At 70.0% G+C, this 13,199-nt stretch carries 10 protein-coding genes; 3 read left to right on the top strand and 7 right to left on the bottom strand.

Annotated features, from left to right (window positions below):
* The first annotated feature begins 56 nt into the window (after window positions 1-56).
* A complete protein-coding gene (locus tag ABZX10_RS01455) occupies window positions 57-983 on the top strand; it encodes an LLM class F420-dependent oxidoreductase (protein ID WP_355533751.1) in 927 nt (308 codons plus the stop codon).
* A 101-nt stretch (window positions 984-1,084) separates the two neighbouring features.
* On the opposite strand, the gene ABZX10_RS01450 is transcribed toward ABZX10_RS01455, so the two are convergent.
* Window positions 1,085-3,058, bottom strand: a complete 1,974-nt coding sequence (locus tag ABZX10_RS01450; protein ID WP_355533749.1) for a GMC family oxidoreductase N-terminal domain-containing protein — start codon at window positions 3,056-3,058, stop codon at window positions 1,085-1,087.
* 133 nt (window positions 3,059-3,191) lie between these two features.
* Between ABZX10_RS01450 and ABZX10_RS01445 the strand changes: the two genes are divergently transcribed.
* Window positions 3,192-4,406 carry a helix-turn-helix domain-containing protein gene (locus ABZX10_RS01445; RefSeq protein ID WP_355533747.1) on the top strand — a complete coding sequence of 405 codons (1,215 nt, stop codon included), beginning with the start codon at window positions 3,192-3,194 and terminating at the stop codon, window positions 4,404-4,406.
* Between the two features lies 1 nt (window position 4,407).
* On the opposite strand, the gene ABZX10_RS01440 is transcribed toward ABZX10_RS01445, so the two are convergent.
* The 3 genes from ABZX10_RS01440 to groL all read right to left on the bottom strand — a co-directional run bounded on the left by ABZX10_RS01440 (window position 4,408) and on the right by groL (window position 8,815).
* Window positions 4,408-4,929 (bottom strand): DUF664 domain-containing protein, encoded by a 522-nt coding sequence (locus ABZX10_RS01440; RefSeq protein WP_355533745.1) that lies wholly within the window; start codon window positions 4,927-4,929, stop codon window positions 4,408-4,410.
* A 29-nt stretch (window positions 4,930-4,958) separates the two neighbouring features.
* Window positions 4,959-6,875, bottom strand: coding sequence for a molecular chaperone HtpG (gene htpG, locus ABZX10_RS01435; protein ID WP_355533743.1), 1,917 nt, complete (start codon window positions 6,873-6,875; stop codon window positions 4,959-4,961).
* Window positions 6,876-7,189: 314 nt separating this feature from the next.
* A complete protein-coding gene (gene groL / locus ABZX10_RS01430) occupies window positions 7,190-8,815 on the bottom strand; it encodes a chaperonin GroEL (protein WP_355533741.1) in 1,626 nt (541 codons plus the stop codon).
* 277 nt (window positions 8,816-9,092) lie between these two features.
* Here groL and ABZX10_RS01425 point away from each other — a divergent pair, with 277 nt between their 5' ends.
* Window positions 9,093-9,554: an SRPBCC family protein gene (locus ABZX10_RS01425; RefSeq protein WP_355533739.1), complete on the top strand. Its 462-nt coding sequence runs from the start codon at window positions 9,093-9,095 to the stop codon at window positions 9,552-9,554.
* Between the two features lie 78 nt (window positions 9,555-9,632).
* Here ABZX10_RS01425 and ABZX10_RS01420 read toward each other — a convergent pair whose 3' ends face one another.
* From ABZX10_RS01420 to ABZX10_RS01410, 3 genes are all read right to left on the bottom strand, one after another.
* On the bottom strand, window positions 9,633-10,811 hold the full coding sequence (locus tag ABZX10_RS01420) for a hypothetical protein (protein WP_355533737.1): 1,179 nt from the start codon (window positions 10,809-10,811) through the stop codon (window positions 9,633-9,635).
* Window positions 10,808-11,875, bottom strand: a complete 1,068-nt coding sequence (locus ABZX10_RS01415; RefSeq protein WP_355533735.1) for a hypothetical protein — start codon at window positions 11,873-11,875, stop codon at window positions 10,808-10,810. The genes ABZX10_RS01420 and ABZX10_RS01415 overlap by 4 nt, the downstream gene beginning before the upstream one ends.
* A gap of 95 nt (window positions 11,876-11,970) precedes the next feature.
* The gene (locus ABZX10_RS01410; protein WP_355533733.1) at window positions 11,971-13,137 is read right to left on the bottom strand and encodes a hypothetical protein; all 1,167 of its coding nucleotides are present in this window, start codon (window positions 13,135-13,137) and stop codon (window positions 11,971-11,973) included.
* Window positions 13,138-13,199 lie beyond the last annotated feature (62 nt).

Here is a 13,199-nt window from a genome sequence, read left to right as displayed (position 1 = left end):
GCTGAGCTCCCCGGCCCGCCCCCGCGGGCGGGCCGGGATAGGGCAGAGTGGTGGGCATGGAGCTACGCATCTTCGTCGAACCCCAGCAGGGCGCCACCTACGCCGACCAGCTCGCCGTGGCCCGTACCGCGGAGGCCGCCGGATTCGGCGCCTTCTTCCGGTCGGACCACTACGTCGCCATGAACGTCGACGGTGCGCCGGGCCCGACCGACTCGTGGGTCACGCTCGGCGGGATCGCGCGCGAGACCTCGTCGATCCGGCTCGGCACCCTGGTCACCTCGGCGACCTTCCGCTTCCCCGGCCCACTGGCGATCTCGGTCGCGCAGGTCGACGAGATGTCCGGCGGGCGTGTGGAACTGGGCCTCGGTGCGGGCTGGTTCGCCGACGAGCACCGCGCGTACGCCATCCCCTTCCCCGAGGTGAAGGAGCGCTTCGCCCGGTTCGAGGAGACTCTCGAGATCGTGACGGGGCTGTGGGAGGCTCAGGGCCCGTACAGCTTCCAGGGTGAGCACTTCTCCGTGGTCGACTCCCCCGCGCTGCCCAAGCCGGCGCAGGCGCACGTGCCGATCGTGCTCGGCGGGGCGGGCCGCACGCGCGGCGCGGCGCTCGCGGCACGGTTCGCGGACGAGTACAACACCCCGTTCGTGCCGGTCACCGAGGCGGCCGCGGTGTGGGGCCGGATCGACGCGGCCTGCGAGGCCGCGGGCCGTGACCCAGGGTCCGTGATCAAGTCCGCCGCGCAGGTCGTGTGCGGCGGCTCCAGCGAGGACACCGTCGCCCGCCGAGCCGCAACCATCGGCCGCGAGCTGCCGGAGCTCCGCGAGAACGGCCTCACCGGGTCCGCGGACGAGATCGTCGACAAGCTGGGCGTCTTCGCCGAGGCGGGCGCGTCCCGCGTGTACCTGCAGGTGCTGGACATGAGCGATCTCGACCACGTCGAGTGGATCGGCGCCGAGGTGCTGCCGCAGGTCGCCGAGCTGTAGCGGACCGCCGCCCGTCTCCCTCCCCCGACAGCGACGTGTTCCCGCGATCACCGGGGTGATCGCGGGAACGATTCGTCGCCGCGGGAGATGCCGTGCGGCGATCAGGCGTTCGCGGCCAACAGGTTGGTCGCGGTGCGGCGGGCCAGCGCCATCGTCGTGATCATCGGGTTCACGCCCGAGCACGTGGGCATGCCGCTGGCGTCGGCGATCCACACACCCCGGGTGTCGTGCAGCTCGCCCGAGGGCTTCGCCACCGAGGTCGCAGGGTCGGCGCCCAGCGGGGCGCTGCACATCTGGTGCGCGCTGAACACCGGGGTGCCGCCGGGGCCGATCGGGATCGCGTTCACCTGCTCGATGAACGCCTCGAGATCCTCGCCGCGGGTCCACGGCTCGAATCGCTGGCCGGCTACGTGGATCCGTCGGGCGCCTGCGGCCTCCTGCATGCGGATCGACGCGACGATCCCCTCGCGGAAGTGCCTCCGGTCCAGCTCGTCGTCGAACGGGTAGGCGTGGACGGCCTCGCCGTCGGGGCCGATGGTGACGGTGCCGGTGCCGCGGTCCTTGACCAGCACCACCCAGTCGGCACGGTTGCCGTACTGCGCGGTCAGCTCCTTGTGCGCGGCGCCCCCGAGCCACGGCACGACGCTGTTGAACAGGCCCGGCAGGTGCTGGACGGACTCGATGAGGAAGCCGTACCCCGAGTCGGCGTCGGCGAACTCGTTCATCACGCCGGACATGGCCGGGCCGTACCAGGGGTTCTGCGGCTCGTCGTAGATGCCGCTGACCAGCGTGGCCGGGTGCAGCCGCAGGCTCTGCCCGACGGCGGGGCCGCCGATCCCCGAGCGCAGCAGCAGCGCGGGCGTCTCCAGGCTGCCCGCGGACACGACGACGACGGGCGCGTCGATCCGCACCGGCGTCTGCGCGCCGGTCTCCGGATCGGTGTGGACGCCCTCGACGCCGGTCGCGGTGCGCGTACCGTCGGCCGCGTCGACGGTGGTGACGGTGGCGATCCGGGTGTTCGGCAGCAGCCGCGCGCCGGCATCGGAGGCGTCCTGCAGGTAGGTCTTCATGGTGCCCTGCTTGGCGCCCGTCTGATCGCCCATGCCGCTGTACGCGCTGCGCACCGGGTCGAACCGGTCGGGGGCGATGTTGAGGTCGACCTTGCGATAGGTGTAGCCCAGGCCCGCAGCCCCCTCGGAGAGCCGCTGGTGCGGCTCGTTCTGCAGCGCCACGTCCTCGTTGCAGCCGAGCCGGGCGAAGACCGCGTCCAGGTGCTCGTCGAATTCCGGGCCGAGGGCATCGTCGAGGCCGGCCGCCGCCCATTCCTTGCGGACGATCTCGGGGGTCTTGAGCGAGTTGGACCAGTTGACGGTGCTGCCGCCGCCGACGGTGCCGCCCGCCGCCAGCATGATCATGCCGTCGGACGAGGGGAAGAAGCCGCCGCGGAGGAACAGCGTCTGGTAGGCGAACAGCTCGTTCTGCACGAAGTCGGCCTCGTTGCGGTAGGAACCGCCCTCGACCACGATGACCTTCTTGCCGGCGCGGGCCAGCTCGGCCGCGGCCACACCGCCGCCCGAGCCGGAGCCGACGACCACAGCGTCCGCGGTCAGGGTCTCGCCCGCGGTCGGCGCGATCGCGGTGATGGTCTTCGGGGTGGCGGGCGGCGCGGACACCGGACCGGGGTAGCCCATCCCGGCCCACAGCGGATTGCGGCCCTGCTCGTCCATGAGGCCGTAGGCGATCATCGTGGACAGCTGGCACACGCCGGCGAGGGCGAGGCCCGCCTCCGCGCCGCTACCGGCGATGCCCGCCACGATCTGCTCTCGCACCTCCTGCGGCGCCTCCGCGGTCAGTCCCATCCCGGCCGCAGCGTCGAGGAGCTGCCCGAGCCCCTCCACCTGCTCGGCGGGCAGGTTCGCGAGCAGGTACTGCTCGACGGCGGAGTCGACCTGCAAGTCGCTGCCCTTGACGGCCCAGAATCCGGTGGGATCGTCGTCGCGGGGCACCGAGGCCACGAAGGTGTCGACGACCGCGGTGAGGGTGGCGCTGCGCGGTGTGGTGAAGCCGGGGTTCATGGGGTGTCCTCTCGCGGGGCGGCGATGCTGTGTTGTTCGACACTCCTATCTTCTGGTGTGACGATCGTCATATTCTTGGTGTCATGAGCAACGTTCGGCCCACTTTTTGTCCCCCCGAACAAACGCCGTCGTCATGACGGCACTGACGCCGCCCGCCCGCCGGTGGCTCGCGGAGTTCGCACGGGCGAGGGAGAACGAGCAGGCGCTGGACGCGATGGTGCGCGACGTCGACGACGCGATCGTCGCGGCGCTCCCGGAGATGGACGAGCCCCTGCTGCGCGCCGAGCTCGACGCCAGCACCCGGGCACACTGGCGCGGCGTGCTCGGCAACGCCACCCGCGAGACGATCACGATCCGTCCCGGCGAGGAGACCCACGACCTGGCCCGCACCATGGCGCGCCGCGGACACGAGCTCCGCGTGCTCCTCGCGGTCTACCGCGTGGGCCAGGCCGCGGCGTGGGATCTGTTCACCGCCACCGCGGCCGCCGAGATCCCCGACGCGGAGGTCCGTTCCGAGGTGCTGCTCCACTTCTGGCCCCGCACCACGCAGTGGCTCGACGCATCGATCGAGGAGATGATCGGGACCTTCGTCGCCGAGCGCGAGCAGTGGCAGCGCGGCGCGCTCGCCCGGCAGGCCGCCACCGTCGAGGCGCTGCTGTCCGGTCAGGACGTCGACCCCACCGAGGCCAGCGCCGCACTCGGCTACCCCGTGAACCTCGTGCACACGGCGTACACCCTGTGGGTGGACGAGGGCGTGCCCGACGGCGAGGTGCAGCGACATCTCGAGCGCGCGGGCCTCGCGGTGCACCGGGCCGTGGGCGGCGAGCACCGTCTGGCCCTGCGGACCGGGGCGCGGTCACTGCGCTGCTGGAGCACGGGCGCGGCGGTGCCCGACGCCCCGGACCTTCCCCCGACGGTGCGCTGCGCCCTCGGCGCGCCGCACCCCGGGATCGACGGATTCCGCACCAGCGCGGACGAATCCGCCGCAGCGCTGGAGGTCGCACGACGGACGGGCCGGCGGACCGTCGCGTACCGGGACGTCGAGCTGGCCTGCCTGGCCCACGGAATCGCGGGGCCCGAGGGCACACGGACCCTGATCCGGCGGGAACTCGGCGACCTCGCCAGCGGGACCGATTCCGCCGCGCGCCTGCGGGAGACGGCGCTCGCCTACCTCGGCGCGGGTGGCGATGCGCGGGCGGCGGGCGCGACGCTCGTCCTGCACCCCAACAGCGTCCGGTACCGGATCCGGCAGGTGGAGCAGATGCTCGGGCACTCGATCGACGAGCGGCGCGTGTACGTGGAGCTGGCACTGCACGCCGTGAAGACCTTCGGGCCCGGCACGGAGTGAGTCAGATCGTGGACTCGAGGGCGCCCTTGAGGTAAGCGGCGGCGCCGAGATGCTGGGCGCAGTCGTCGACGATGCTCACCAGCCGCACCGCGACGGTGACCGGCGGGTCCCACGCCTCGTCGATCACGCGGCCGAGCTCGCCCGGAGTGACGGTCTCCAGATAGGCGCGGGCCATGGCGGTGACATCGCGGAAGTAGCCGATGAGCAGCGCGTCGCTGCCGTGCACCTGCGCCGCCTCCGCGCGGCTGTGCCCGTATCCGGTGGACTCCGCGGGCAGATCGAGACCGAACCGGCCGTACCAGTCCTGCGCGGTCCAGACCTGTTCGACGCCGGCGATCGGCGCGAGCTGCGCGTCGACCACTCGGGCGCTGTGCCACACCAGCCACGCGATCGTGTTGGCGTCCGGCACGATCCGACGGTCCGCGATGTCGGTGGTGAGCCCGTCCGTCACGGCCTCCGCGTGCTCGGCGATCCTCGCGAAGGAGTCGATCAGCAGGTCCCGGGAAGCCGTCGCATCGTCCATGGCTCCGACGGTACGCCTGCCGCCGTCGATCAGCCGAGGTTGCGGGCGAGCTGGCGGGCGAGCACCGCGGCGAACTCGGCCGGGTCGTCCACGGCACCGCCCTCGGCGAGCACCGCGGTGCCGTAGAGGATCTCGGCGGCGTCCTGCAGATCGTCGGCGGGCTCGCCGTCGCCGACCTTCGCGCGCAGCGCGAGCACGAGTGCGTTCTCCGGGTTGAGCTCCAGCGTGCGGCGGGTGCGCGGCACCTCCTGGCCGCTGGCCCGGTACATCTGCTCGAGCTGCGGGGTGAGGTCGAACTCGCCACCCACGAGGCACGCGGGCGAGGTGGTCAGGCGGGAGGTGAGACGCACGCCCGAGACCTTGTCCTCCAGCGTCGTCGCGAGCCAGGCGGTGAGCGACTCGAAGCCCTCCGCCTCCGGGGCGTCGTCGCCGAGATCGGCCTCGCCCTTCGCGACGGAGACGAACCGCTTACCGTCGAACTCCGCCCCGGTGGTCCAGAGCTCGTCGACCTGGTCGGTCAGCAGCAGCACCTCGAAGCCCTTGGCGGCGAAGGCCTCCAGGTGCGGCGACGACTCCAGCTGGCGCCGCGACTCGCCGGCCGCGTAGTAGATCACGTCCTGCGCCTCCGGCATGCGGGAGACGTACTCCGCGAGTCCGGTGGTGCCGTCCTCACTGAAGGTCGACGCGAACGACGATGCCTTGAGCAGGGTTTCGCGGTTGTCCTGATCGTCGAGCAGTCCCTCCTTGAGGACGGCGCCGAACGCCGTCCAGAAGGTCTCGTATTTCTCCCGCTCGTTCTCCCGCATCGCCGTGATCGTCTGCAGTACGCGCTTGACGAGGCGCTTGCGGATCATGACCAGGTGGCGGTCGTTCTGCAGGATCTCACGAGAGACGTTGAGCGAGAGGTCCTGTGCGTCTACGACGCCGGTGATGAACCGCAGGTACGGGGGCAGCAACGCCTCGCAGTGGTCCATGATGAACACCCGCTTGACGTAGAGCGCGGGGCCCGGCTTGGCGTTCCGGTAGAACATGTCGAAGGGCGGCATCGTCGGGATGAACAGCAGCGCCTGGTACTCGAAGGTGCCCTCGGCGCGAACCGCGATGGTCTCCAGCGGCTCGTCGAAGGCGTGACTGGTGTGCCGGTAGAAGTCGGCGTACTCCTCGTCGGAGACCTCGTCCTTCGGGCGGGCCCACAGCGCCTGCATGGAATTGAGGGTCTCCGGGCCGGACGGTGCGGCATCGTCGGCCTCGGTACCCTCACCGTCCTCCACGACGGGCAGGACCAGCCGGATCGGGAAGGCGATGAAGTCGCTGTAGCGGCGCACGACCGTGCGGAGCACGTGCTCGGAGGCGTAGTCGTGGAGGCTGTCGTCGCTGTCTGCTGCGCGCAGGTGCAGCGTGATCGCGGTGCCGTGCTGTGTGGGAGCGTCGTCGCCGGTGAGGTCGGTGACCGTGTATGTGCCGTGCCCCTCCGACTCCCATCGGGTGGCGGTGTCCTCGCCCGCCTTGCGAGTGACGAGGACGACGTGGTCGGCCACCATGAAGGCGCTGTAGAAGCCGATGCCGAACTGGCCGATGAGCTCCGCCGAGGCGCCCTGCTCCTTGGCCTGCTTCGCGGCCTCGAGCTTGCGCTTGAGTTCGCCGGTGCCGGACTTGGCGAGCGTGCCGATGAGGTCGACGACCTCGTCGCGGCTCATGCCGATGCCGTTATCGGCGATGGTCAGCGTGTGGGCTTCGGGGTCCGGGCGCAGCTCGATGTGCAGATCCGAGGCGTCCGCCTCGAGGTCCTTGTCCTGGTACGCCTCCAAGCGAAGCTTGTCCAGGGCGTCCGAGGCGTTGGAGATCAGCTCGCGCAGGAAGACGTCCTTCTCCGAGTACACGGAGTGGATCATCAGCGACAACAGCTGATCGGTCTCGGCCTGGAACTGCAAGGTCTCCGCGGTCACGCTCTGTTCTCCTCATCGTCCGGTGAGTGCTCCGATCGATTCTGCCAACGGGAGGTTCGGCCGTCGCGACGGGGTTGCCGCCCGCTGGGACTGCGGCGCCTGCCGTTCAAGCGATCGGTCCCGCTTCTTCATAACGCTGCAACGCTATGAGGAAGCAGAAGCGCTCTGTGGACCGCGGTCCGGGTCAGCCCGAACCTCAGCCCGAACCATGGTGGCCGCGGAACAGCGCTGACGTCGAAGGCAGGAACAGGAAGGGCCCGGCACCGTCGTTCGCGACGATGCCGGGCCCGAAATCCCTAGCCGGGTGGCTGGACTCAGAAGTCCATGCCGCCCATGCCGCCGGTCGGATCGCCCATGGGCGCTCCGGCCTTCTCCGGCTTGTCGGCGACGACGGCCTCGGTGGTGAGGAACAGCGCCGCGATCGAGGCTGCGTTCTGCAGCGCCGAGCGGGTGACCTTCACCGGGTCGTTGATGCCGGCGACCAGCAGGTCCTCGTACACGCCGGTGGCGGCGTTGAGGCCGGTGCCGGACGGCGAGTTGCGGACCTTCTCGGCCACGACGCCGGGCTCGAGGCCGGCGTTGAAGGCGATCTGCTTGACGGGGGCGTCGAGCGCGACCTTGACGATGGACGCGCCGGTGGCCTCGTCACCCTCGAGCGCGAGAGCGTCGAACACGGAACCGGACTGCGCGAGAGCGACGCCACCACCGGCGACGATGCCCTCCTCGACGGCGGCCTTGGCGTTGCGCACGGCATCCTCGATCCGGTGCTTGCGCTCCTTGAGCTCGACTTCGGTGGCGGCACCGGCCTTGATGACGGCGACGCCGCCGGCCAGCTTCGCGAGGCGCTCCTGCAGCTTCTCCCGGTCGTAATCGGAGTCGCTGTTCTCGATCTCGGCGCGGATCTGAGCCACGCGGCCCGCGATCTGCTCCTGCGAGCCCGCACCGTCGACGATGGTGGTCTCGTCCTTGGTCACGACGACCTTGCGCGCGGTGCCCAGCACCTCGAGGCCGGCGGTGTCGAGCGACAGGCCGATCTCCTCGGAGATGACCTGGCCGCCGGTGAGGATCGCCATGTCCTGCAGCATCGCCTTGCGGCGATCGCCGAAGCCGGGGGCCTTGATGGCGACCGACTTGAAGGTGCCGCGGATCTTGTTGACGATGAGCGTCGACAGGGCCTCGCCCTCGACGTCCTCGGCGATGATCGCGAGCGGCTTGCCCGCCTGGATGACCTTCTCCAGCAGCGGCAGCAGGTCCTTGACGGTCGAGATCTTGCCGGCGACGAGCAGCACGTAGGCGTCCTCGAGCACGGCCTCCTGACGCTCGGCGTCCGTGGCGAAGTAGCCCGAGATGAAGCCCTTGTCGAAGCGCATGCCCTCGGTCAGCTCCAGCTGGAGCCCGAAGGTGTTGCTCTCCTCGACGGTGATGACGCCTTCCTTGCCGACCTTGTCCATGGCCTCGGCGATGAGCTCGCCGATGGCGGGGTCGCCGGCCGAGATGCCCGCGGTAGCAGCGATCTGCTCCTTGGTCTCGACCTCCTTGGCCTCCTTGAGCAGGTGCTCCGTGACGGCCGCGACGGCCTTCTCGATGCCCCGCTTGAGGCCGAGCGGGTTCGCACCCGCGGCCACGTTGCGCAGGCCCTCGCGCACGAGCGCCTGGGCCAGAACGGTGGCGGTGGTGGTGCCGTCGCCCGCGACGTCGTCGGTCTTCTTGGCGACCTCCTTGACGAGCTCGGCGCCGATCTTCTCGTAGGGATCCTCGAGCTCGATCTCCTTGGCGATGGAAACACCGTCGTTGGTGATCGTGGGGGCGCCCCACTTCTTCTCCAGCACGACGTTGCGGCCCTTGGGGCCGAGCGTCACCTTGACGGCGTCGGCGAGGGCGTTCAGGCCCCGCTCGAGACCGCGGCGGGCCTCTTCGTCGAACGCGATGATCTTGGCCATTGCGAAGTGATTCCTCCAGATAGGGGCCGGTTCGGCCCGTACTTTGGACACGTCTTCTAGGTCGATTCGGTGCCCGCGACGGACGACCCGGCGTGTCACCTGCGCGGGTTGCGCGCAGGGCCCGGTCTCACCTACCCGACCTAGCACTCACGTAATCCGAGTGCTAAGTCGTTTCTAGCACTCGCCGGGGTCGAGTGCAAGGTCGATCCCGGCCCTTCCGCCCCCAGCGGAAGCACGGCACCGTCGGGCGGTTCCTACTGGTGGGTAGGATCCGGTCATGGCAACCCCCGTATTGGAGTCGAGCGTCGTGATCGACGCGCCCGTGGAGAAGGTCTGGGCCGTCGTGTCCGACCTCGAGGCGATGGGCCGTCGCAGCCCGCAGTGCAAGAAGGTGTTCGTGCTCGGCGGCCCGGTCAAGCTGGGCACCCGCATGGTGAACATCAACCGCCAGGGCTGGAAGGTCTGGCCCACGAACACCCGGGTCACCGAGTTCACGCCGAACGAGCGCGTGGCCTTCCGCGTGGCCGAGAACCACACCGTCTGGAGCTTCACCCTGGTGCCGGACGGCGACACGACCACCGTCGTCGAACGCCGCGAGGCGGCCGGCGGTAAGACCACCGCACTGAGCAGTGGCCTGGTCGCCGCGCTCCTGGGCGGCAACGAGGACTTCGAGCGCGGCCTGCTGGTCGGCATGAAGCAGACCCTCTCCCACATCAAGACCGAGGCCGAGGCGAAGTAGCCCACCCCCGCACGACCGAAGGGCGCACCCGACACGGGTGCGCCCTTCGTCGTCAGCGCTGGTGCCGCGCCACGCGCCTCACTTCGCGTCCCGCAGGATCAGGTATTCGGCGCCGATGCGTTGGACGGCCTGTTGCTGTTGCCCCGCCGCGACCTCGACCACGAATCGGCCCGCCGTCGCGATGCACCAGTTGGTCGTGATCGAGCTGCCCGGGTACATCGGCAGCACCATGCACACCACGCCCGGGATGTTCTTCGCGGCGATGGGAGTGTTGGTCGAGTAGAAGCCCCGGACGTCGTCGACGAAGGACCTCTGCATCCGGACCGCCGCCGCCGCGTCCTTCGCGCGGTAGACGGTGCTGTTGCCGACACCGACCGCGTCGACCCCGGCGTCGTCGAAGGACTTCTTGGCACTGGTGACGTCGAGTTGGTTCTGCAGAGCCACCGCGATCGGCAGTGTTCCCGTGCGCGTGGGGTCCTCGGTGCTCGGCGGGAGGGTGTACTTCGCGACACCGGAGTCGTCGACGGGGAGCGTCGTGAGCCTGTCGACGGGGGTGGGTGTGAAGCCGTCGAGCCCCTTGGTCTGGGCGTCGAAGTACTTCCGGATCTGCTCCGGCGAGAAGGAGCCGTAGCTGAAGATCACGTACTGCTTGTACGCGAGGAACGCGACGTTCGGTGTGCCGGTCTTGAACGCCTGCGAGTACCCGATCGCCGTGTCGTAGCCGGGGATCGCGATCGCCTTCTTCTCCGGGGTGTCCGCGGTCGCATCGGGCTCGCGCCCCCGCAGGCCGACGGTGACGGCGGCCGCCGCCCGAGCCGGCGACGGCATGCGGAGCACCCCGACCGTGCTACCGCGGGAGATCGTGGTCGAGGAGCTGCGGACACCGGGCTGCTGATCGCTCGCCCCGATGAAGAAGCCGACCTCGTGATCGCGGAAGGCGTCGGCACCGAGCTGTCCGATCATGAACTTCACGCTGCGCTGCCCGCTGTTGAGCCGCCCGGTCTCGACCTGGCTGTTGTAGCGGATCGTGGGGTCGATCGTGAACAGGAGCGGCGCGGTCGCCGCCATCCGGCGGCCCTCGAGCACGAGCCCCAGTGCGGTATCGGCCGTCCCGACGTCACGGGGCTCGATGCGGTTGGAGCCGTAGTCCGGCTTCGGGACCGCCGCAGGGTCCACGACGGCGGTGCCGGGCACCGTCGTCGAGCAGGCTGTGAGGAGAGCCGCCGAGGCGACCACGAGGGCCGCCCGCGCCGTCACTTCGCCCCCTGCAGTACGAGATAGGAGGCGCCGACGGCCTGCCTGGTCTTCTCCAGCTGGGTGCCGGAGACCTCGACGAGATACCGCCCCACCGGGGCGACGCAGTAGCTCCGGGAGTCCTTGGATCCCTTGTACGGCGGATAGGTCAGGCACTGACCGCCCGGCACGCCCTTGACCGTGGAACCCGTGTTGCCCACGTAGAAGCCCTTGATCTCCGCGACGAACGCGTCCGCGAGCAGCCGGGCGCCCGCCGCGTCCTTGGCGCGGTAGACGGTGTTGCCGGCTCGGGCGACGAGATCGACGCCGGCGTCCGCGAAGTTCTTCACCGACCCGGTGATGTCCGACTGGTTGACCACCGCGGCCCGCGCGGGCAGCACGACGTCACGGTTGCCCTCGCCCGCCAGCGTGTACTTCAACAGGTCGTCCCGATCCTTGGTGAGGGTGCTGAACCTGTCGACGGGAGTGGGCGTGAAGCCGCCCAGCGCCTTGATCTGCAGGTCGAAGAACTTCTTCACCGCGTCGGCGGTCAGGGTGGTGTAGGCGAACAGCACGTACCGGTCGCTCGCGAGCACCGCGACGGTCGACACCGTCTTGGTCGCCGGCCAGGTCATCCGGTAGGCCTTCGCGGTCGCGTAGCCGGGGATCGCGACCTGCTCCTTCGCCGGCTCCGACGTGCTGAACTGTGGCTTCTCGGCCGCCAGGATCGCCGGGTCGGCCACCGCCGCCGCAGCAGCTGCGGCGTCCTTCATCCGGGCGAAGCCCATGAGCAGCGATGTGCCCGGGGTGTCGAAGGTCGACACCCCGGGTTTGGTCGACTGCGCCGATGAGTAGGCACCGACCTCCATGCCCTTGAGCGCACTGCCCACTCCCTCACCGAACGACAGTCCGAGACTGGGTTTTCCGACCGAGATCGACCCGTTGTACCGCTGCGAGGCGTCGACATCGGGCGCCATGGGGATGATCTCCGCCATGCGGTAGCCCTCGGCCGCGCGGGCCTGCGTGTCCGTGAGTGCCCCGACGGTGCGTGGGGTCGTCGGGAACGAGCCGACGTCCGGTTTCGGCATCGCCGACGGGTCTGCGACCGGGGTACCCGCGATCGTGGACGAGCAGGATGCGAGGAGAAGCGCCGTACCGGCGACGGCCAGTGCCGCGCGGACTCTCACTTCACGCCCTGCAGGATCAGGTACGACGCGCCGATGGCCTGGTTCGCGCGTGTCTGCTGCGTATCGGAGACCTCCGCCAGGTAGCGCCCGACCGGCGCCACACAGTACGTACGGGTGTCCTTGGACCCGGAGTACGAGGGATAGGTCAGGCAGCGCCCGCCCGGCACCCCCTGCGGTTTCGACTCGGTCGACCCGGCGTAGAAGGTCCGCGTCTCGGTGATGAACCGATCCGCGAGCAGCGCTGCCCCGGCCGCGTCCCGCGCCCGATACACATTGTTACCCGCCTGAGCGACGTAGTCGACGCCGGCGTCGGCGAAATCCTTGACGGCAGCGGTGATGTCGTTCTGCATGGCCGTCATCGTCCGCGCGTTCAGCGTGGCCTGGTAGATGGTCGGGGTCGATTCGGCGAGGGTGTACCTGAGTAGATCGTCGTGGTCGCGCGTCAACGTGGAGAACTTGTCCACCGGCGTCGGCGTGAAGTCCTTCAACGCCGGGATCTGCAGGTCGAAGAACTTCTTGACCCAGTCCAGCGGGCCCGTCGTCCAGCCGGCGAGGACGTACCGGCCGCTCGCGACCAGTCCGACGGTGCTGGTCGAGTACGTGGTCGTCTTCGTGTACGCCTTCGCGTCCGCGTATCCCGGGACGGTCACGGGCACCTTCGGCGTCGGCGTGGAGCCCGCGAACCCCTTGTCGTCGGCGAAGACGGCCGGATTGCCGACCGCCGCGCGCGCCGCTGCCTCGTCCTTGAACCGGAACACGCCCGTGATCAGGTCCTTACCGGAATCGGTCGACGTCGAACCGGGTGCCTTGTCGCCCGCCGACGTGTACGCCCCCACTTCCAGGCCCTCGAGCGCCGTGGCGACCCCGTCCCCGATGGCGGACCCGATCGAACTCGAGATCCGACCGATGCCCGGCCTCCCCGCGTACCGGACCGAGCCGTCGATCTGGGTGGCGAGCGGGATGATCTCCATCATCCGGAAGCCCTCCGCGGCGGCCTGCACCTTCTCCGTCATCGGATCGACGGTCCGCGGAGCCGTCGCGTACGAGCCCGTGTCCGGCCTCGGCATCCCCGACGGATCGGCCTCGGGTGTGCCCGCCACCGTTGTGGAACAGCCGGCGAGCAGCAGCGCCGCCCCCAGCGCGGCGATCGACATTCGCACCATGGATTCCTCCTCCAGAGTCATCTCAGTGAACCACGGGACGCTTGTCCGCTCCCTGCGCCGCG

The organism is Tsukamurella sp. NPDC003166 (assembly GCF_040611135.1).
Lineage (GTDB): Bacteria > Actinomycetota > Actinomycetes > Mycobacteriales > Mycobacteriaceae > Tsukamurella.
The sequence above is the reverse complement of the archived record's forward strand: the minus strand, read 5'-3'. Positions and strand labels throughout refer to the sequence as shown.